This window comes from Spirillospora sp. CA-294931 (genome assembly GCF_050946795.1).
Lineage (GTDB): Bacteria > Actinomycetota > Actinomycetes > Streptosporangiales > Streptosporangiaceae > Spirillospora.
The window spans coordinates 7,285,391-7,304,638 of the sequence record NZ_CP192006.1; the positions used below are offsets into that span (position 1 = coordinate 7,285,391).

19 protein-coding genes are annotated in these 19,248 nt (G+C 70.8%); 8 read left to right on the forward strand and 11 right to left on the reverse strand.

The annotated features are described in order from the left end of the window. Positions 1-200: 200 nt before the first annotated feature. Positions 201-866: a hypothetical protein gene (locus ACQPY4_RS32885; RefSeq protein ID WP_433327574.1), complete on the reverse strand. Its 666-nt coding sequence runs from the start codon at positions 864-866 to the stop codon at positions 201-203. A 91-nt stretch (positions 867-957) separates the two neighbouring features. Continuing rightward, complete coding sequence (locus ACQPY4_RS32890; protein WP_433327576.1) at positions 958-1,734, reverse strand: hypothetical protein; 777 nt, start codon at positions 1,732-1,734, stop codon at positions 958-960. A gap of 515 nt (positions 1,735-2,249) precedes the next feature. Here ACQPY4_RS32890 and ACQPY4_RS32895 point away from each other — a divergent pair. Then, the gene (locus ACQPY4_RS32895; RefSeq protein ID WP_433327578.1) at positions 2,250-3,719 is read left to right on the forward strand and encodes a DEAD/DEAH box helicase; all 1,470 of its coding nucleotides are present in this window, start codon (positions 2,250-2,252) and stop codon (positions 3,717-3,719) included. A gap of 193 nt (positions 3,720-3,912) precedes the next feature. Next, positions 3,913-5,973, forward strand: a complete 2,061-nt coding sequence (locus ACQPY4_RS32900) for a phosphocholine-specific phospholipase C (protein WP_433327580.1) — start codon at positions 3,913-3,915, stop codon at positions 5,971-5,973. Here the strand turns inward: ACQPY4_RS32900 and ACQPY4_RS32905 are convergent. Then, positions 5,963-6,649 (reverse strand): glycerophosphodiester phosphodiesterase, encoded by a 687-nt coding sequence (locus ACQPY4_RS32905; protein ID WP_433327582.1) that lies wholly within the window; start codon positions 6,647-6,649, stop codon positions 5,963-5,965. The genes ACQPY4_RS32900 and ACQPY4_RS32905 overlap by 11 nt on opposite strands. Before the next feature lie 69 nt (positions 6,650-6,718). Here ACQPY4_RS32905 and ACQPY4_RS32910 point away from each other — a divergent pair, with 69 nt between their 5' ends. From ACQPY4_RS32910 to ACQPY4_RS32925, 4 genes are all read left to right on the forward strand, one after another. After that, on the forward strand, positions 6,719-7,597 hold the full coding sequence (locus tag ACQPY4_RS32910; RefSeq protein WP_433327584.1) for an alpha/beta fold hydrolase: 879 nt from the start codon (positions 6,719-6,721) through the stop codon (positions 7,595-7,597). An 83-nt stretch (positions 7,598-7,680) separates the two neighbouring features. After that, positions 7,681-8,589 carry an oxygenase MpaB family protein gene (locus tag ACQPY4_RS32915; protein ID WP_433327586.1) on the forward strand — a complete coding sequence of 303 codons (909 nt, stop codon included), beginning with the start codon at positions 7,681-7,683 and terminating at the stop codon, positions 8,587-8,589. Between the two features lie 108 nt (positions 8,590-8,697). Continuing rightward, entirely contained in the window at positions 8,698-9,054 is a 357-nt protein-coding gene (locus ACQPY4_RS32920) for an ArsR/SmtB family transcription factor (protein ID WP_433327588.1), read from the forward strand. A gap of 2 nt (positions 9,055-9,056) precedes the next feature. Continuing rightward, a complete protein-coding gene (locus ACQPY4_RS32925; protein WP_433327590.1) occupies positions 9,057-10,361 on the forward strand; it encodes an alpha/beta fold hydrolase in 1,305 nt (434 codons plus the stop codon). Positions 10,362-10,438: 77 nt separating this feature from the next. On the opposite strand, the gene ACQPY4_RS32930 is transcribed toward ACQPY4_RS32925, so the two are convergent. The 5 genes from ACQPY4_RS32930 to ACQPY4_RS32950 all read right to left on the reverse strand — a co-directional run bounded on the left by ACQPY4_RS32930 (position 10,439) and on the right by ACQPY4_RS32950 (position 14,835). Next, on the reverse strand, positions 10,439-11,521 hold the full coding sequence (locus ACQPY4_RS32930) for an ABC transporter substrate-binding protein (RefSeq protein ID WP_433327592.1): 1,083 nt from the start codon (positions 11,519-11,521) through the stop codon (positions 10,439-10,441). A gap of 118 nt (positions 11,522-11,639) precedes the next feature. Next, positions 11,640-12,545 carry a RecB family exonuclease gene (locus tag ACQPY4_RS32935; protein WP_433327594.1) on the reverse strand — a complete coding sequence of 302 codons (906 nt, stop codon included), beginning with the start codon at positions 12,543-12,545 and terminating at the stop codon, positions 11,640-11,642. Between the two features lie 27 nt (positions 12,546-12,572). Further along, complete coding sequence (locus tag ACQPY4_RS32940; protein ID WP_433327596.1) at positions 12,573-13,277, reverse strand: MBL fold metallo-hydrolase; 705 nt, start codon at positions 13,275-13,277, stop codon at positions 12,573-12,575. 10 nt (positions 13,278-13,287) lie between these two features. Next, on the reverse strand, positions 13,288-14,166 hold the full coding sequence (locus tag ACQPY4_RS32945) for a PHP domain-containing protein (protein WP_433327598.1): 879 nt from the start codon (positions 14,164-14,166) through the stop codon (positions 13,288-13,290). 21 nt (positions 14,167-14,187) lie between these two features. After that, the gene (locus ACQPY4_RS32950) at positions 14,188-14,835 is read right to left on the reverse strand and encodes a DUF6758 family protein (protein ID WP_433327600.1); all 648 of its coding nucleotides are present in this window, start codon (positions 14,833-14,835) and stop codon (positions 14,188-14,190) included. Between the two features lie 81 nt (positions 14,836-14,916). Here ACQPY4_RS32950 and ACQPY4_RS32955 point away from each other — a divergent pair, with 81 nt between their 5' ends. Beyond that, positions 14,917-15,327, forward strand: a complete 411-nt coding sequence (locus tag ACQPY4_RS32955; RefSeq protein WP_433327602.1) for an NUDIX hydrolase — start codon at positions 14,917-14,919, stop codon at positions 15,325-15,327. On the opposite strand, the gene ACQPY4_RS32960 is transcribed toward ACQPY4_RS32955, so the two are convergent. Beyond that, positions 15,244-16,266 carry a lysostaphin resistance A-like protein gene (locus ACQPY4_RS32960; RefSeq protein WP_433327604.1) on the reverse strand — a complete coding sequence of 341 codons (1,023 nt, stop codon included), beginning with the start codon at positions 16,264-16,266 and terminating at the stop codon, positions 15,244-15,246. The two genes, ACQPY4_RS32955 and ACQPY4_RS32960, sit on opposite strands and share 84 nt — an antisense overlap. A gap of 588 nt (positions 16,267-16,854) precedes the next feature. Further along, positions 16,855-17,793 (reverse strand): HpcH/HpaI aldolase/citrate lyase family protein, encoded by a 939-nt coding sequence (locus tag ACQPY4_RS32965; protein ID WP_433327606.1) that lies wholly within the window; start codon positions 17,791-17,793, stop codon positions 16,855-16,857. A gap of 38 nt (positions 17,794-17,831) precedes the next feature. Here ACQPY4_RS32965 and ACQPY4_RS32970 point away from each other — a divergent pair, with 38 nt between their 5' ends. Next, on the forward strand, positions 17,832-18,335 hold the full coding sequence (locus ACQPY4_RS32970) for a hypothetical protein (protein ID WP_433327608.1): 504 nt from the start codon (positions 17,832-17,834) through the stop codon (positions 18,333-18,335). A gap of 13 nt (positions 18,336-18,348) precedes the next feature. Here ACQPY4_RS32970 and ACQPY4_RS32975 read toward each other — a convergent pair whose 3' ends face one another. Next, positions 18,349-19,248: an RNA polymerase sigma-70 factor gene (locus tag ACQPY4_RS32975; protein ID WP_433327610.1), complete on the reverse strand. Its 900-nt coding sequence runs from the start codon at positions 19,246-19,248 to the stop codon at positions 18,349-18,351.

A 19,248-nucleotide genomic window follows, 5' to 3' on the forward strand; every position in this document is an offset into this window, starting at 1 on the left:
ACTTGTCGACTTGAGCACTTCCGAGGGACCGCCACCAAATGATCACCAGCCGCACCGAAGTGACGGGCGCCCGCCAGTCAAGATCATTAGTTCGACCGGCGGAAGTCCGAGACTTTCGCGCGACTCAATGAAACACGAAGATCAGTCGGATGAACAGGGCCCAGAGACCCAAAACTGACCCAATCACACCAAACAGGGCGTTACGTGACCTTGAACGAGGCGAGGATCTGGTCGGCCTGGGCCGGGAGCTTGCCCTTGAGAGACTCGACCTCCACGTAACAGAAGCGGTCACCCGGGATGGGGACGCGGATCGACTTGCCCTCGATCATGGCCGTCTTGGTCTTCTTGGAGTACACGGACTTGAACCCGGGCTTCCCGTCGACCGTGAGATCGGTGATCTGGGAACCGGGGGTCAGGGTGCTCTGCTTGCGCTTGAGCTGCTCCAGCGAGGCGCCGGTGAGCCCACCCTTGTCGCACCCCGCCTGGACGTGCGGCGCATAGCCCGAAGTGACCGAGCCGTCGAGGGCCCACACGGTGCCCATCTTCTTCTGCTGCCCCTGGAGCTCCTTGACCAGCTCGGAGAACTCACCGGTGGCGCCGAACGTCGTGGTGACGACCTCGGAGGTGTCCTGCGTCGGGTCGACCTGCTTCCAGCCGGACGGGAGGGTCAGCTTCACGCCCGTGCCGGTCAGGGTCGTCCCGCCGGACGAGGGCTGCGACGGCGGGGATGTCCGCGGTGGCTGCGCGCCCGGGCTCTGCGGCGTCTGGCCGCCCTGGGGCTTGTCCTTCCCGTCGTCGCCGCAGGCGGCCAGCCCGAAGAAGGCCACACCCATCAACCCGGCAGCGACCACACGGACGACCGTCATGCCCCACCCCGCCTCACCTATTGGAATCGCCGGGATCCTAGCGGAAGGCCGCTTTCCTGGCAGACCCCCCTTGGGGCCGCAGGGCGAGGCGTCAGGTGCCGGAGGTGGGGAGGTGGGGGTGGAGGGTGGGGTTAAGGAGGTCTTTGATCTTGTCGTAGGGGGCGGTGAAGGTGAAATTGTTGCAGTCGGTGCCGGTGGTGGACCAGATGAGTTCGAGGCCCTGGGGGGTGAGGAGGGGGCCGGCGGGGGCGGGTGACTCCATGGGGTCGCCGTCGCGTTTGCCGGGGAAGAAGTCCTTGCGGTCCAGGGGGTCGAGCTCGCAGTCCTTCCAGTCGTCCTTGGGGCCGGACAGCTTGTCCCAGAGGGACTTGAGGCCGTCCTTCTCCAGAGTCTTGGGGGCGAAGACGTCGTCGGCGGTGAGGGCCTTGCCCGTCTTGGTGTCGACCGTGACGGTGACGGTGGGCAGGCCGCCCTCGCCCTCGTAGCAGGGGATGATCTGGATCGCGTTGGCGGTCGAGACCAGCTGCTTGCGCAGGCCGAAGCGGACCTTGGTCTGGACGATGCTCGACTTGCCCTTGCACTCGGCGCGCTGTTCGGGGAGCAGGGTGCCGCCCGCCCAGCCGACGGCCCAGTCGATCGGGCCGTGCAGGGCCTGGTTGACGCGCTTCTCGGCGGCGGCGTCCGGGAGGCCGGAGACCTTGACGTACTCGGCGCCCTTGAGCTGGACGAGCTTGTCCGGGCGGGCCGTGTCGTCGGTCACGACGGCGGGGCCCTTGCCGGGGTCCTTGGCGTCGGCCTCGCCGCCCGACGAGCAGCTCGCCGCCATCGTCGCCGCGGCCGCGATGACCAGCACGTCCCTGATAGTCACGCCTGTCCGTCCCATCTCGTACGCCCCTCCCGTAACGGGCGGGTCCCAGGATGTCAGCATCCAGGGCGGATTGACGGTCTCACACGCGAATCCGGGACCGAGGGAATAGTCCGGAAACAGGAAACGTTGAGACCAGTGATCGGCTATTGGTGTATGCAATCAACGGTCGGTACACTGCGTGGCGGAGTGTGACCGCACGCAGCCACAGCGAGTGACTGCTTTCAAACCCCTGACTGCGGTCGCCGAAGAAATTTGATCGACGGCTGGTCCCTCCCGCGCGAGCGCGCGGCCACAGGAAGCGACCGGCGGGCCCGTCCAGGCGACGCGGCCCGGCCGGCAGCGGATGTGCGTCTGAAATCGGGCTCTGTCCACCGCGAAGCGGTGGTCCGATGGCCCGGAGCTGCGCCGCCTGAGGGAGCGAGGACCCCGCAACTTGGAGGCTGAAAGCCCTGTCTACCTTTCGTGAACTCGGGGTCGTACCCGAGATAGCCGATGCCCTCGCAGCCGAGGGCATCGTGGAAGCGTTCCCCATCCAAGAGCTCGCCCTCCCCATCGCGCTGGGCGGCCACGACATCATCGGCCAGGCCCGTACGGGCACCGGCAAGACCCTGGCGTTCGGCGCCGCGCTGCTCCAGCGCATCGAGCACGGACGCAAGCGGCCCCAGGCCCTGGTGGTCGCCCCGACCCGAGAGCTGGCCCTGCAGGTCACCAACGACCTGGTGGTCGCCGGCGGCAAGCTCGGCTCCCGCGTCCTGCCGGTCTACGGCGGCCGCGCCTACGAGCCCCAGATCGAGGCGCTGCGCGAGGGCGTCGACGTGGTCGTCGGCACCCCCGGCCGCCTGCTCGACCTGGTCAAGCAGAAGCACCTCGACCTCTCCGAGGTCTGCGTGCTGGTGCTGGACGAGGCCGACCGCATGCTCGACCTGGGCTTTCTGCCCGACATCGAGCGGATCGTCGAGCGGATCCCCGCCCGGCGCCAGACGATGCTGTTCTCCGCGACGATGCCCGGCGAGATCGTGGCGCTGTCGCGGCGCTACCTGACCCGTCCGACCAACGTCCGCGCCGAGTCGCACGCCGAGTCCGACGCGACGCCTCAGGTCATCCAGCACGTCTTCCAGGCCCACCAGATGGACAAGCCGGAGATGCTGGCCCGTCTGCTCCAGGCCGAGGGACGCGGGCTGACCATGGTGTTCTGCCAGACCAAGCGGGCCTGCGACCGGGTCGCGGCCGACCTTGCCTCGCGCGGGTTCGACGCGGCCGCCGTCCACGGCGACCTCGGCCAGGGCCAGCGCGAGCGGGCGCTGCGCGCCTTCCGCAACGGCAAGATCGACGTGCTGGTGGCGACGGACGTGGCCGCGCGCGGGCTGGACGTCGACGACGTCACCCACGTGGTCAACTACGAGTGCCCCGACAGCGCCGACACCTACGTGCACCGCATCGGCCGCACCGGCCGCGCGGGCAAGGAGGGCATCGCGGTCACGCTGATCGACTGGTCCGACCTGACCCGCTGGAAGCTGATCAACGGGACGCTCGACCTGCCGTTCGCCACGCCGGAGGAGACCTACTCCACCTCACCGCACTTCTTCGAGGTGCTGGGCATCCCCGCGGGCACCAAGGGCAAGCTGCCCAAGGAGCAGCGCGGCGAGCGCGCCGGGCTGGACGCCGAGGAGCTCGAGGACATCGGCGAGACCGGCAAGACCCGCTCCCACCAGGTCAAGGACCGCGACCGGGACCGTGAGCGCGAACGCGAGCGTCCGCCGCGCCGCAAGCGCGCGCGTTCGCGCACGCGCGGCGGCAAGCCGGTCGAGGCGGGCGCGGCCGAGTCCGCTCCGGCCGAGGCGCCCGTGGCCACCGATGGCAACGGCACCGAGTCCGGTGCTCCCAAGCGCAGCCGCAACCGGCGCCGCACTCGCGGGGGCAAGTCGTCCGCGGGCGAGGCGAGCCAGAGCGCGAGCGCCGGAGCCGCGGCCTCGCAGAACAGCTGACACCCGCGCGCCCCGTGGGGCGCGCTCGCAACTGCAAGATCACGACTGGGGGGTCGTGATCTTGCAGTTGTTCCGTTTCCGGACCCGGTGCGCCGTGGAGGCTATGGGGGTCATAGGCAAGCCGGTGTGAGTGCCGCACAGGTGACATGGGGTGTTTGTCGGGTTGTTACCGGTCACCCCGAAGATGCACGGCATGAGCACAGACCCCTCACGTCGCAGGTTCCTCGCGCAGAGCGCCGGCGTCGCCGCGGGCGCGGCGGCCGTATCGGTGCTTCCTCCGTCGGTGCACCGGGCCATGGCCCTGCCCGTGCGTCCCGGCGGGCTGAAGGCGATCGAGCACGTCGTCTTCCTCATGCAGGAGAACCGCAGCTTCGACCACTACTTCGGCATGCTGCGCGGCGTGCGCGGCTTCGGCGACCGCAACGCGATCACGCTGCCGGACGGCCGTCCCGTGTACGAGCAGCCGCACGGCACCGGGCGGGTGCTGCCGTTCTCCCTGCGTGAGGCCGCCGCCAAGGCCGGCAAGGACCTCCAGTGGCTGACCAGCCTCCCGCACGGCTGGTCCGACGGGCAGCAGGCGCTGGGCGACGGCTGGAACAACGGCTGGATCCCCGCCAAGACCCCGGCGACCATGAACTACGTCGATCGCACGGACCTGCCGCTCCAGTACGAGCTGGCCGACACGTTCACGATCTGCGACGCCTATCACTGCTCGGTGCTCAGCTCGACGAGCCCGAACCGCAACTACTTCGTGTCCGGCTACACCGGGTTCGAGGCGGACGGGAAGCGGGCCGTCACCAACGCCGCCTACGGGCAGAGCCACCCCGGCTACACGTGGCCTACGTATGCGGAACTGCTGGAGAAGGCAGGCCACTCCTGGAAGGTCTACCAGGAGTGGGACAACTTCGAAGACAACAACATCGAGTTCTACGCGCCCTTCAAGGCGATCTGCAAGAAGGTCGTCCCGCCGCAGTACAAGACCGTCCAGGCGTTCTACGACGCGGTGATCAAGGCGGACGCCGCCACCCGCGACGCGATGCTCAAGGGCCTGGACGAGAAGGTCGCCGCGCTCCCGGCGGCCGAGCGGAGCCTGTTCGACCGCGGCGTTCGGCGCGGCCCGGCGGGCGGCCTCGCGGCGGCGTTCCGGGCCGACATCAAGGCCGGGACGCTGCCCAAGGTCTCCTACATCGTCCCGTCGGCGGCCGACAGCGAGCACCCCTCGACCTCGTCGCCGATCCAGAGCGCCCGGATCACCTACGACATCCTGGACGCCATCGCCTCCGACCCGGAGACCTGGTCGACCACCGCGCTGTTCATCACCTACGACGAGTACGACGGGCTGTTCGACCACGTCCCGCCGCCCCTCCCGCCCGAGGGCGCGCACCCCGACGAGCTCGCCGACGGCAAGCCGATCGGGCTGGGCTTCCGCGTCCCGATGACGGTGGTGTCGCCGTGGACGGTCGGCGGCTACGTCAACTCCCAGGTGTTCGACCACTCGTCCCTGGTGCGCTTCACCGAACGGTGGCTGGGCGTCCAGGCGCCCGACATCAGCGCCTGGCGCCGGACGGTCGCGGGCGACCTGACCTCGGTGTTCGACTTCGGCGGCGCCGGAAGGCCGCCCTCGGTGGCCAAGCCGGGAGCGGTGCCGCCGTTCACCGGACGCTGGGCGCCCAAGCCGCCCGCCGAGCAGAAGCTGCCCGTCCAGGAGCCGGGGACGCGTCCGGCGCGGCCACTCCCCTACCAACCGGAGGCATACGTCCGGCTGGACCACGGGAAGCTCAGACTCGACCTGCGCAACAGTGGCAAGGCGAGCGTGCACTACATGCTGTTCCCGTATGCGGGTGAGTTCGCCAAGCCCCGGCACTTCGACATCTCCGCGAGCACGAAGGTCGAGATTCCCGTCCAGGGCGGCGCCTACAAGCTCGTCCTGACCGGGCCCAACGGGTTCCGCCGCGAGTTCGCCGGGACGACCGGCGGCACCGTCGAGGTCGCCTCGGCCCCCAACGCGGACCGCCGGGAGCTGCTGGTCACGCTGCGCAACACGGGCAGGGCGAAGACCACGTTCACGATCAAGGCGCTGGCCTACGGCGACGGGACGCGCGAGGTCTCGGTGGCCGCCGGGCAGAGCAAGACCGTGAAGTGGCCGACCGGGCGGGGCTGGTACGACCTGGAGGTCACCGCCGCCGGGGACGCTGCGTTCCGGCGCAGGCTGATGGGCCACATCGAGAACGGCGAGCCGAGCGTCAGCGGCTGACGGGGTCTTCGCGCAGCCGCAGGGCGGCCGCCGGGTGGTCGGTCACCAGCACCTCCACCCGGTGGTCGCCCAGGAAGCGGCGCATGTCGGGCTCGGCGTTGACCGTCCAGACCATCGCGGGGAATCCGGCGCGGGCGCACTGGCCGAGCACGCCGAGCCGGGCCATGCGGAAGTTGAGCGCGACCATGTCCGCCCCGGACGAGCGCAGCAGGCGCACGGGCGCCAGATCGCAGAGCACGCCGGGCTCCCAGAGGCTGCGTCCGACCGAGAGGGCGGTTCTGACCTGCGGGAACGACTTCTTGATCTCCCGGATCGAGACGAGATCGCGGGTCGTCACCACGAACCGGTCGGCGCCGAACGCCTCCAGCGCGAGCTCGACCACGGCGTGCTCGCAGCCGCGTTCCTTGAGGTCGATGTGGCCCTTGGCCCGGGGGGCGATGGTCTGGACGGCCTCGTCCACCCGGGGAAGCGGGCCACCGTCCGCGCCGCGCAGCCGGTCGTAGGGGCTGCGGCTCAGCGCGATGCCGTCGCGGGTGGCGCGGTCGTGGTGGACGACGAGCACGCCGTCGCCGGTGAGCCGAACGTCCAGCTCAACGTATTCGGCGCCGGACTCGACCGCCGCCGCGATGCCCGCCAGACCCGTCTCGTCCCTGCGGTGCGCCGAGATCGCCGTCACCCCGGCGACGCTACCAGCCGGAATTCAGCACCCGTGTCCGAGGGTGACATTTTAGTATGGTGGCCACCTGTGAGTACGCCCCGATTCCTGAGCCTGCCCCCCGGCGTTCGCCGGACGACGCTCGAGACGCCGCGCGGACGCTTCGCGGCTCTGGAGGCGCTACCGGGATCTGGGGTGACCGAACGCTGTCCGGCCCTGCTCGTCCCCGGGTACACCGGCAGCAAGGAGGACTTCCTGTCGATCCTGCAGTCCCTCGCGCGCGCCCGCCGCCGCGTGGTGGCGATCGACCTGCGCGGGCAGTACCAGAGCGAGGGGACGGACGACCCGTCCGCCTACACCCGGGCGGCCCTCGGCGCGGACATCACCGCGCTGCTGGACGCGCTCGGCCCCGACCCCGTCCACCTGGTGGGGCATTCGTTCGGCGGGCTGGTCACGCGCGAGTGCGTGCTGGCCGAGTCGGCCGTGCCCATCTCGTTCACGCTGATGAGCTCGGGCCCGGCGGGCGTCACCGGGCCGGCCGCGGTGAAGGCGCGGACGCTGCGGGACGCCGTCCCGCAGCTCGGCATGGACCAGATCTGGGCCCTCACGCTCGGTCCCGACGCGGTGCGGCGCGGCGTCCCCGAAGAGATCGTCGCCTTCCTGCGCGAACGCTCGCTCGGCAATTCCGAGACGGCCCTGGTCACGATGGCCGACGAGCTCCTCTACGCCCCCGACCGCGTGGACGAGCTGGCCAAGCACGCCGAAGACACGGGCCTCCCGCTGCTGGTGCTTTACGGGGAGGACGACGACGTCTGGGATCCGCGCGAGCAGGCCGTCATGGCCGACCGGCTCGACGCGGCCAAGGTCGTCATCCCGTCGGCCGCCCACTCCCCCGCTGTGGAGGCCCCCGAGACCACCGCCAGCGCGCTGACCGACTTCTGGAACAGGGTCGAGCGGCAGGTCCGCTGAGGTGATGACCGTCACATAAGAGTGCACTTACCTCCCTCTGGGTGACACAATCTTCGTAGTTTGTCTCACGGAGGTGTGTTCCCATGCCCGCGACCGTCCAGCCGCCCGAGAGCGTCACCTGGCGCATCCACATCGACCGCACCATGTGGGTCGGCGGCGTCCGCGGCCTCATGCTCCAGGCGCTGCACCCCGTCGCGATGTGGGGCGTCTGGCAGAACTCCAACTTCCAGGAGGACCCCTTCGGCCGTCTCCAGCGCACCGCCGACTTCGTGGGCGTCTCCACCTTCGGCGCGCCCGCCGAGATCGAGGAGCTGGCCGCGCGCGTCCGCGCCATCCATCGCAGCCTGCGCATCCACAACCACGACACGGGCCGCACCGAGCGCCTCGACCAGCCCGAACTGCTGCGCTGGGTGCACTGCGCCGAGGTCTCGTCCTACCTCGACGTCGCCCGCCGCGCGGGCCTGCCCCTCACCGGCGCCATGGCCGACCGCTACCTCGACGAGCAGCGCCACACCGCCACCTACGTCGGCCTGCACGCCGAGGACATCCCCGGCACGGTCGCCGAGATGGACGCCTACATGGCCGGCATGCTCCCCCACCTGCGCGTCACCGAGGAGGCCGCCGCCACCGTCCGCTTCCTCATGTGGCCCAACCTCCCCGGTAACCTGCGCTACCTCTCCCCGGGGAAGCCGGGCTACTTCCCCTTCGGCGCCCTGTGCTACTACTCCCTCCCCGACTGGGCCCGCAAGCTCTACGGCGCCCTTCCCGAGGTCCCCCAGCCCGCCGTCACGGCCGCCCTGCGCACGTTCCGCACCGCGATGAACGCGGTGCCCGAACGCCTGCACGACCACTCGTTCGCCAAACCCACCCGCGACATGCTCGAACGAGCCCGCACCCGCCTGTCGGCCGAGGGCTACGACCTCTCCCGCGGCCTCTACGGCCTGCGAGACCCCCGCCGCTGGCCCCGGGTGACCACGGCTCCGCTCCGCTAGGCCCCTGGTTCGTCAAGGTTCGATCGGCCGCCCCGCCCCCGGCGGAGGCGGCCGATCCGCGTCCTGACCACGAATTTTGTACATGCACTTGTGTGTATATACACGAGCATGTATGTTCTGGGTGTGGCCAACAACGTGCAGCAGCGATTGACGGTGATCTCGGAGCCGAACCGGTTCCGGATCGTCGAGTTGCTCAAGGACGGCCCGCGGCCGGTCGGCGAGATCGTCGACGCGCTGGGGCTGGGCCAGCCGCAGGTGTCCCGGCATCTGCGACTGCTCGCCGAGGCGGGCGTGGTCGAGGCGACCAAGCGGGCCCAGCAGCGGATCTACCGGCTGCACCCCGAAGCGATGCGCGAGCTGAGCGACTGGGTGCGGGGATTCGCCGTCCTGTGGTCGGAGCGGATGGACCGCCTCGGATCCTTCCTCGACGACGACCGCGTCCGCGACGACCAGAACGGAGCTTGAGCATGGACGGCATCGTGATCGACAAGCCGAGCAGAACCCTTCATATCCGCCGCACCTACACCGCCGCAGTCGACCGAGTGTGGTGGGCCTGGACCGACGCCGAGGCGATCAGCCGCTGGTGGGGCCCCGAAGGCTGGGCCGCGACCGTGTACGAGATGGACGTGCGTCCCGGCGGTCGCTGGCGGTTCCAGATCGCACCCGCGGACGAGTCGTCCGCGCCGGTCCGCAACGTCGCCACCTACAACGCGGTCGTCGCCCGGGCCGAACTGCACTACAACGCCGCCTTCGCCGACGAAGCGTGGCAGTCCGACAACACGGGCGACTTCCCGACCGCCGTCACCTTCACCCCGGCCGGAACCGGCTGCACCGTGGACGTCGCGGCGACCTTCCCCGACGACCGAGCGCTCCAGCGTGCGGTCGAACTCCAGATGGCCGAAGGCTACGCCGAGGCCCTCGACCGGCTCGACAACTTCCTGAACGACCCGAATTCCGAAGGAGAAACCATCATGGACACCCTCACCTCCGCCGACGGCACCACCATCGCCTACGAGAAGACCGGCTCGGGCCCCGCCATCATCGTGGTCAGCAACGTCGCCGAGGACCACACCGGCGTCGCGGGCCTGGCCAAGGCCCTGTCCCGCGACTTCACCGTGATCAGCTTCGACCGCCGCGGCCGCGGCGGCAGCGGTGACCCGCAGCCCTACGACCCGGCGCGCGAGATCGAGGACATCGCCGCCCTGATCGACGTCGCGGGCGGCACCGCGGCCCTGACCAGCGGCTCCGGCGGCTCCGGCCTCACCCTCGACGCGGCCTCCGCACTCGGCGACAAGGTGACGGGGGTCTACCTCTACGAGCCGTCCTTCATCGTCGACGACTCTCGCCCCCCGGCCCCCACCGGCTACGTCGAAACCCTGGAGGCCCTGGTCGCGGCGGGCAAGCGCAGCGAGGCCGTCGAGTACTTCATGACCGAGATGATCCGCGTCCCCGCCGAGTACATCCCGATGATGAAGCAGGACCCGTCCTGGGACCTCATGGCCAAGTACGCCCACACCTACGCCTACGACGCCCGGACCCTCGCCGATCTCCAGGACGGCACCCCGCTGCCCACCGACCGCTGGACGATCGAGGCGCCGATCGCCGTGTCCGTGGGCAGCGAAGGCGAGGAGTTCATCCGCCGGGGCGCCCACGCCCTGGCCGCTCTCCTGCCGAACGTCACCGTCCTCACCCTCCCCGACCAGGACCACTCCGCCTTCTGGATGGCCCCCGAGCCGGTGGCCGCCCAGGCGAAGACCTTCCTGCTCGGCTGATCCCGAAGGCCACGGCCCTCACCACCGTCTGTCCGAGCGGGCGACCAGCGCCCGCTCGGACAGAGACGTCTGGCTTTCTAACCGCTGTGCAGGATTCGGAAGTGATCGGGTTGTGCCGGGTCTCGGTCGACGACCTGGACGGGCGGCCAGGTCCATTGCCAGACGTCGATGCCCGGTGCGCGGGAGAACCGGATCTCCCCCCGGGTGCCCTGGACTGCGACACGGGGCCAGGACTCGGAGAGGCGCGTCCGGTCGGTGCCGTGGGAACGCAGCACGTCCGCGAGGACGGCGACCGTGTCGTAGCCCTCGAAGGCGACGAAGGAGGGCGCCTCGGCCAGTTGCTCGCGAAGCGCCGTCTCGACTCGCGTGCCCAGGGGGCTGAGGCGGTCGGGCAGGTAGCGCAGGAACGGGATCGCGGCGCCGTCGTCGCCCAGCGCCTTCGTCCATCCGGCGAACTCCGGTTGCCCGGCCGGAGCACCGATCAGGACCCCGGCCAGGCGCGGGTCGCGGCGGACGGACCTGACGATCGACACCGCCGGTTCCGGAGTGCCGACCAAGAGCAGAAGCGCCGTCGCACGCTCAGCGGCCAGCGCGTCGCACAGGGCTGCGGGGGTGAGCGTGCCCATGTCGAACTCGACGACGGTGCCGCCATGTGGAGCGAGGCGGTCGCGCAGAATGCGGGTACCGGACGACCAGTAGACGCTCGGCTGGGCCGCCACGGCGATGCGGCCGTGGTCCGCGCCGAGGAGGAAGTCCGCGAAGATCCGCCAGCCGTGCGACTGCGCCGGAGCCAGCCGCGCGACCCATTCGGTCGGCTGGTCGGTGAGCGCGTCGAGAACCGCCGACGAGCAGAGGAACGGCAGGCCGACGGCGTCGGCCCTCGCGGCGGCGGCCCGAGCGACGACGCTGTGGTACTCCCCCGCCAGGGCGACCACGCCGAGGCGAGCCAGCTCGTCCACGGCCGCCGCCGCCTTCCGCGGATCGGCGGCGGTGTCCCTGACCACCAGTTCAAGTGGACGTCCGGCGATACCGCCGGTGGCATTGACCTCGCGAGCGGCCAGCTCCAGCCCGGCGAGCAGGTGCCGTCCCGCCTCCACCCAGCCGGGCCGGGTGAGCGGAACGAGAACGCCGATCCGAACCGGCGATGGTGACGTCTTCATACGCTGGAGTCTCCCGCGCCAGCGAGACCCTTGTGTGCTCTATCGGGGTGGCGTCGCTTCGCGCAGATCGCCGACAGCCACCTGAGAATCGACACGGCCACTGGGATTGAGCTCTGGGTCAGGAGTTCTCGGCGGCTTCGGCGGCGGTCAGGGCTGACCAGGGGTCCTTGCGGGGGGCTGCCTGTTGGCCTTCGGGGCAGTGGCGGGCGTAGTCGCACCAGGAGCACAGGTTGCTGGGGGTGGGAGGGAAGACCTCGTCGTACGGGGTGTGGTCGACCGGTCCCGGCTCGCCGGTGCGGGGCTTGGGGACCTTGAGGCGGGTCTTGTAGGCCTCGTCGGCGGCCGCGGCCTCGGCGGCTATCTGTTCGGCTCTTCTCAGGTGGCGGGCCAGGGACTCGTCGGTGTGGTCCCAGGCCGCCACCTCGCCCGTGGGCATGTGGTGGAGCTCTACGCGGTGGCAGGGGCGGCGCAGGACCCTGGAGGCGGCTATGGCGTAGAGGGCCAGGGCCAGGGAGCCTCTGGCGTCGTCGGCGGTGAGGATGTGGCGGCCGGTCTTGTAGTCGACGACGACGAGTTCGGAGTCGCGGGCGTCCAGCCGGTCGATGCGGCCGGAGACGGCGATCTTGTCGGTGCGGGTGGCGACGGTGCGTTCGACGCCCATGGGCTCGTCGGACGGGTCGAGGCGGTCGACGTAGCGCTCGACCATGCCGCGGGCGCGGTCGCGCCAGGCGGCGGACTGGGCGTCGTCGCGGAAGCCCTCGGTGAGCCAGCCGCGGATGAGCAGGGTTCCGGCCATCTCGGTGGTGCGTTCGGCCAGCGGGAGGCGCCACCAGGCCGCCAGGGCGTTGTGGACGCTCGCGCCCACGCTGTTGTGGGCCCAGGGCGCGCCCTTGGGCGGGGCCGGACGGTCGAGATAGGTCATCCGGTAGCGCCGGGGGCAGTCGAGCCAGGTGTTCAGCCTGGACGGCGTGCAGGTATACAGGCGCCGCGGCATTCCCTCGAAGCCGAGCTGTTCAGCAGGCATGGTCGCGGCTCCGCCGCCTCACCGCGCTCAGTCTTCGTCGGTCGCCAGCGAGCCCCAGCTCTCCCAGCGGGCGTCCTCTTCGCCGACCGTGGTCTCCTCGCCCTGGCCGGGCAGGACGCGCAGGTCCTTGGGGAGGGGGGTCAGCAGCATGCCGATGGAGTCGAGCTGCTTGCGCAGGTTCTCGTAGACGCCGCCGATCGAGCCGGGACGGCCGCGGTGCAGGGTGTCGCCGGAGAACAGGGCTTCCAGCTGCTCGCTGATCACACTGATGGAGCCGGGGGTGTGGCCCGGGGTGTGGATGACGTCGAGCTGGGCTCCGGCGATCTCGAAGACGCCGCCGTCCTCGAGCCAGATGTCGGGCTCCAGCGACTTGAGGGCCTTGGCGTCGTCCTCGTCGTCCTCCTCGCGGGCGAGGCGGCCGAAGTAGTCGCGCCACAGGAGGCGGTCGGAGCGGTGCAGGGCGACGGGCGCCCAGTTCTCCTCGTCCTCCTCCCCGGCGGCCGCGACCTCAAGGACCACGCTGAGGCGGTGCTCGTTGCCGTCGGTGAGGATGACGGCCATGACCTCGCGGCCGTCGACCTTCTTGAGGATGGTCTCGGCGTCGTACGCCGGGTCGATCACGATGACCTCGTCGTCGTCACCGACGATGTAGGTGTTGTTCTCGACGTCGTACTCGGTGTCGTCCAGGGTGAACTTCCCCGTCGTCACCACCTGTTCGATGCGCGCGTCCACGCATGGCACCCTACCGCGCCCCGCCCACCCCGTGGTCCGTCTCGTTGATCGTTACCGGGGACGCGCCGGTCGAGGCGGCGAGAAGAGCCTCGTAGGCGGCGGGCGAGGTCGTCTCGCAGCCGAGGCGGTCGCCGGTGAGCGCGCCGTGGTCGTCGCTGGACCCGGTGGCGGCCAGCCCGAGGGAGCCCGCCAGTTCTCGCAGGTGGGCACGGTCTTCGGGGGCGTGGTCGGGGTGGTCGACCTCGACTCCGGTGAGCCCGGCGGCGGCCAGGCGCTCGATGACGGCGTCCTTGAGGACGTAGCCGCGCCGCCCCGCGCGGGGGTGGGCGAGGACGCAGGTTCCCCCGGCTCCGCGGACGAGCTGGACGGCTCGTTCCGGGTCGAGAGCGTAGCGGTCGACATGAGCACGTCCCCCGGGGGCGATCCAGTCTCGGGTGAACGCCTCGTCGACGGTCTGGACGGCGCCCGCCTCGACCATGGCCTGGGCCACGTGGGGACGGCCGACGGCCTCGCCCTTGGCGATCTCTCGGACGCGCTGCCAGGTGATGTCCACGCCGAACGTCCGGAGGCGGTCGACCATCGTCCGGGCACGGATCACGCGGTCGTCGCGGATGCGGGTCAGCTCGGTGGCGAGCTCGGGCTCGGCGGGATCGAAGAGGTATCCGAGCAGGTGGACGCTGTCGCCGCGGTGCTTGCACGACAGCTCGATGCCGGGGACGAGCGTCAGCCCCTCGGGCAGGGCGGCCGCGGCCTCCTGCCAGCCCCCGAAGGAGTCGTGGTCGGTGAGGGCGACGGCGTCGAGCCCGGCGGCGCGCGCCCGGCGCATCACTTCGGCGGGCGGACGAGTGCCGTCGGAAACGTCGCTGTGGCAGTGGAGGTCGATCCGCATCCCCCGTTATTACCAGGCCTCTCAGTCGTCCAAGCGTGGGCTGTAGGCCCCGTATGGCAGATCGAGCTCCATGCCGGGCTCGCGCAGGTCGACCAGATGGGGGCGTTCCAGCAGGAGAACGCCCGCCTCGGCGGGCCACAGGACCGCCCACAGCCAGTTGCCCATGGCTTCGCCCGCGTAGACGGCGCGGTCGGGCTTGGATTCGACGGCCCACATCGGGACGGAGTGCCCCGAACTGGCCGTCGCTCCGGCGATCTCCAGCTTGACGTGCGGGGAGCAGCCGCCGAACCCCTCGCCGGGGTCGGGGCCGTCCAGGCCGGTGTAGTAGGCGCCGAAGCCGATGCCCGGCTCCTCGGCGATCAGCAGCATGTCGGCGGGACCGCTGAGCAACCCGGGGCCCGACACCGCGACGGCGCAGGCGCGGGCACCGCTGCGGTCGTCGCCGACGGTCGCGAATCCGGTCACGAGCCAGCCCAGCGGCAGCGGCCAGGGGACCCATACGGGGACGCGGGCGTCACGCAGGACATAGGCGAGCCCGTCCGGGCTCGGGCTGCTGGAGGGTTGCCTGGGCAACACGGCTCCGTGCACCGCACAGCTCCAGTCGCTCGACCAGAGGCTGGGCGCGCGCGTCTTCCCGCCACAGCGCGGGCAGGTGGGCTCCGCCCTCATGGTTACCAACAGTCTGTGACATAGCGCGTGACGTCAAGTTCTGGCTGGTCGCCCCGTATGAAAAGAAGTCAAAATTGGGTCATGCGTATCCGCTGCGTGGGTGGGATCGTCCGTGACGAGGGCGGCCGGCTGCTGGTCATCAGGCGCGGACGCCCGCCGTCCGAGGGCCTGTGGTCGATTCCGGGCGGACGGGTCGAAGCGGGCGAGAGCGATGCCGCGGCGGTCGTCCGGGAGTTGCGCGAGGAGACCGGCCTGGACGTGGCCGTGGGCGCCCTGGCCGGGATGGTCGAACGTCCCGGCCAGAACGATCTCAGCTACGAGATATATGACTATGTCGCGACGGTCATAGGCGGCGTCCTGACGGCCGGGGACGACGCGGCGGAGGCCCGCTGGGTGGACGGCGCCGAACTACGCGCTCTGCCCACTACCCCAGGGCTGCTCGACGCGCTCGACGGCTGGGGGCTCCTCCCCGGGGGACGGCTTCTCCCCTGAGGTGACGGTCTGGATCTTCATGCGCCGCACGAGCCACACCACCGCGAGCCCGTAGAGCGCCATCGGAGCCAGATCGGCCAGGACGACCTGCCACGGCACGTCCCCCTGCTCGATGTCCAGCTCGCCCACGGCCGCCGGGAGGAGGAACGCCATCAGGTTGTTGAAGACATGGACGGCGATCGACGCCTCAAGCCCGCCGCTGCGCACCGCCAGCCAGCCCGCCAGCGCGCCGAAGGCGAAGATGTCGAGCATCCCCCAGCCCGTGTAGCCGTGGCCCGCCATGAACAGGGCGGACGGCACGACGATGGCGGGCCAGGGCGTCCGGAAGACGACGCTGAAGGCCCGTCCCCAGCGCCCGGTGCGGTTCTCCAGCGTGCACGCGCCGATCGCCTGCAGGAGCCAGCCGCGGAACACGTACTCCTCGGCCGCGGCCTGGAACGGCACCAGCGCGACGATCACCAGCGCGGCCGTGAGGAAGGTGCCCCAGCCCACCCAGTGCTCGTCGCCGGACGAGGTGTCCTCCACGAACATCCCCGCCAGCAGGGACGTGCCGAACCCCACGGCGCAGAAGAGGACCGCGAGCCCCGAGCAGACCAGCATCCAGCGCCAGCGCAGGCGTCCGGCCACCGACGAGAGCGTGCCGGGACGGCGCCGCTGGAGCCAGACCGCCACCAGCATCGTGATCGGCAGGAAGACGGCCAGCGAGACGAGGTTGAAGGCAAGGTCGGCGGTGGAATTGGGGAAGAACCGGTCGCCGGCCTGCTCCTCGGGGAGCTCCCCCGTCACGATCGCGTTCACGATCATCCCGACCAGGAACACGACGATCACGGCCGACAGGCCGCCGACCATGAGAACGAGCGTCCCGGCCACCGGGCGCCACCAGCGATGCGCCCGCGACCGCGCCATCTGGTGGTAGGGCCGCCCCTCCGGGGTCGGCACCGTCCAGGGCCCCTTCTCGGGCGGAGCTCCATACCCGGGGAAGCCTTGGTAACCGGGCGCCATGGGCGGCCCATATTTCTGCGGAGGCGCCCCGTACGCGTAGGGGTGAGGCGCGGGCCCCTGGGCCACCGGATACCTACCAGTGTCATGAGGCGCCGGGTACGGCCCCGTCTGGTAGGCCCCAGAGGCTTGCGCCTCGCCATACACCGGCCCGCCCTGCGTCCCGTACGGCCCAGAGCCTTGCGGCCCGGACGGCGCAGTCCCATGCGGGGGATACGGCCCGGAGCCTTGCGTGGCGTACGGTCCCGAGTCTTGCGGTCCGGACGGTGTGGAGCCTTGCGGCGCATACGGCGCATACGGCGCGGGGGGCTCGGCGGCGTACGGGGGCGGGTCTTGCGGTTCGGGTGGGGGTGGGTTGTGGGCGCTAGGGGTGGACGGTGTTCCGGGGTCGGGCGGAGCCCAGCCGTTCACGTCAGCCGGATCCGACACGCGCACCCCCATACTCGACACTTCGTCTGGTCGAACGAATCGTACGTGCCCGGCGACTCCCGGCAGGCACGAACATCCGGGGGCGGGGGCGGGCTCCGCTCAGGCGGGCGGCTCGAAGGAGCGGGTGCGCGACAGCCCGGCGGCGCGGCCCTTGGCGGCGATGACCAGCGCCATCTTGCGGGACGCCTCGTCGATCATCTCGTCGCCGAGCATGGCGGCGCCGCGCTTCTCGACCGTCGTGTAGTACTCGTAGGCGTCCAGGATCAGCTCGGCGTGGTCGTAGTCGTCCTGGGCCGGGGAGAAGACCTTGTTGCCCGCCTCGACCTGGGACGGGTGCAGCACCCACTTGCCGTCGAAGCCCAGTGCGGCCGACCGTTCCGCCACCCGGGTGAAGGCGTCGACGTCCCGGACGTTGAAGTACGGCCCGTCGATGGCCTGGAGGTCATGGGCGCGGGCGGCCATCAGGATCCGCATGAGGATGTAGTGGTAGGCGTCGCCCTCGGTGTAGCCGGGTGGCTGCTCCCCCACCACCAGCGTCTTCATGTTGAGCGAGGCCATGAAATCGCCGGGGCCGAAGACCAGGGTCTCCAGGCGGGGCGAGGACGCCGCGATGGCGTCGATGGCGGTCATGCCGCGCGCGTCCTCGATCTGCGCCTCGATGCCGATGCGGCCCACCTCGTAGCCCATCGCCTGCTCGATCTGGGTGAGAAGGCGGTCGAGCCACTGGACGTGGGACGCGTCCCGCACCTTGGGGAGCATGAGGCAGTCGAGGTTGGGTCCGGCGCCCTCGACGACGTCGATCACGTCGCGGTAGGTCCACGGGGTGGCCAGGTCGTTGACCCGGACGACGCGGACCTTTCCCGTCCAGTCGCCTTCGTTCAGCGCGGCGACGACGCGCTTGCGCGCCTCGGGCTTGGCGGCGGGAGCGACGGCGTCCTCCAGGTCCAGGAAGATCTCGTCGGCGGGCAGCCCCTGGGCCTTCTCGATGAAGCGGGGGTTGCTCCCCGGCACCGCGAGGGTGGTACGTCGCGAACGCATGCGCCGCAGCCTAACCGCCGGTGTGGCATGGTGCTTGTATGCGGGAGCTGATCGAAGAGGCCGCCAAGAAGTCCGGGTTGCTGTGGCTGGCGTTGCCGGACCTGCCGCAGCCCCGCGCGGCGTGGCATGTCTGGCACGACGGCGCGGCGTACGTCCTGACGGGCGGCGAGGGCGAGCAGCCCCTCCCCGGGCTCCCCGAGGCCGAGCGCGTCACGGTGACGCTGCGCAGCAAGGACAAGGGCGGACGCCTCGTCACCTTCGTCGCCGCCTGCACCCGGGTGGAACCGGGCACCGAGTTGTGGGACGAGGTGACGCCGCTCCTGGCCAAGGACAGGCTGAACTCGTCTTCCTACGCGGGCCAGGTCGAGCGTTGGGAAACCGAGTCGTACCTGGTCAGGCTCAGCCCGACCGACGACGTCTCCGAGCAGCCCGGAGGTTACTCCGGCGATTACGCCAGCGTCCGTCCCGTCCCGACGCCCGCCACGACCGCGGGAACCCCGCCCCGCCTCATCGGCGGCAAGCGCCGCAAGGTCGACCGCTAGCCGCCCGCCGGGGTCACATCGTGAGGACCGTGCCCTTGGCCAGGGCCTGGAGTTTGTCGGGGTTGGCCACCGCGCGGACGGCGGCCACGCGGCCCTCGGCGTCGATGTCGACGGTGAAGGTGCCGATCGGGCCGTCGGGGCCGTCGATGACCAGGGCGGGTTCGCCGTTGAGTGCGAGGCGGCGGAAGCGCATGTCCGCCGGCTCGACGCCCGCGTAGGCGGTGCCGGAGACGCCGGCGAGCCAGCGGGCCAGGCGGTCGGCGCCGTAGATGGGACGCAGTGCGGCGCGGACCTTGCCGCCACCGTCGGTCCAGAGCGTCACATCGGGGGCCAGGATCTCCATCAGCTGGTTGATGTCACCGCCGAGCGTCGCCTCCAGGAAGCGGTCGGTGGCGGCCTTGCGCACCTCGCGGTCGTGCTCGAAGCGGGGACGGCGCGCCTCGACGTGCTTGCGGGCGCGGGTGCCGAGCTGGCGGACCGAGACCTCCGAGTGGTCGATGGCCCGGGCGATCTCGGCGTAGGGGAAGCCGAAGACGTCCTTGAGGACGAAGACGGCGCGCTCCAGGGGGCTGAGCGACTCCAGCACGACGAGCATCGCCATCGACACCGATTCCGACAGCTCGGCGGAGTCGGCGACGTCGGGGGAGGTCATGATCGGCTCGGGCAGCCAGGGCCCGACGTAGGTCTCGCGCTGGGCGCGCGCGGAGGTCAGCCGGTCGAGCGCGAGGTTGGTGGTGATCCGCACCAGGTACGCCTTGGGGTCGGCGACACCGGATCGGTCACCGACCGACCAGCGCAGCCAGGCGTCCTGGACGACGTCCTCGGCGTCGGCCGCGCTCCCGAGCATCCGGTACGCCACCGAGAACAGCAGGTTCCGATAGTCCTGGAAGACCACATCGGCGTCATCGTCCAT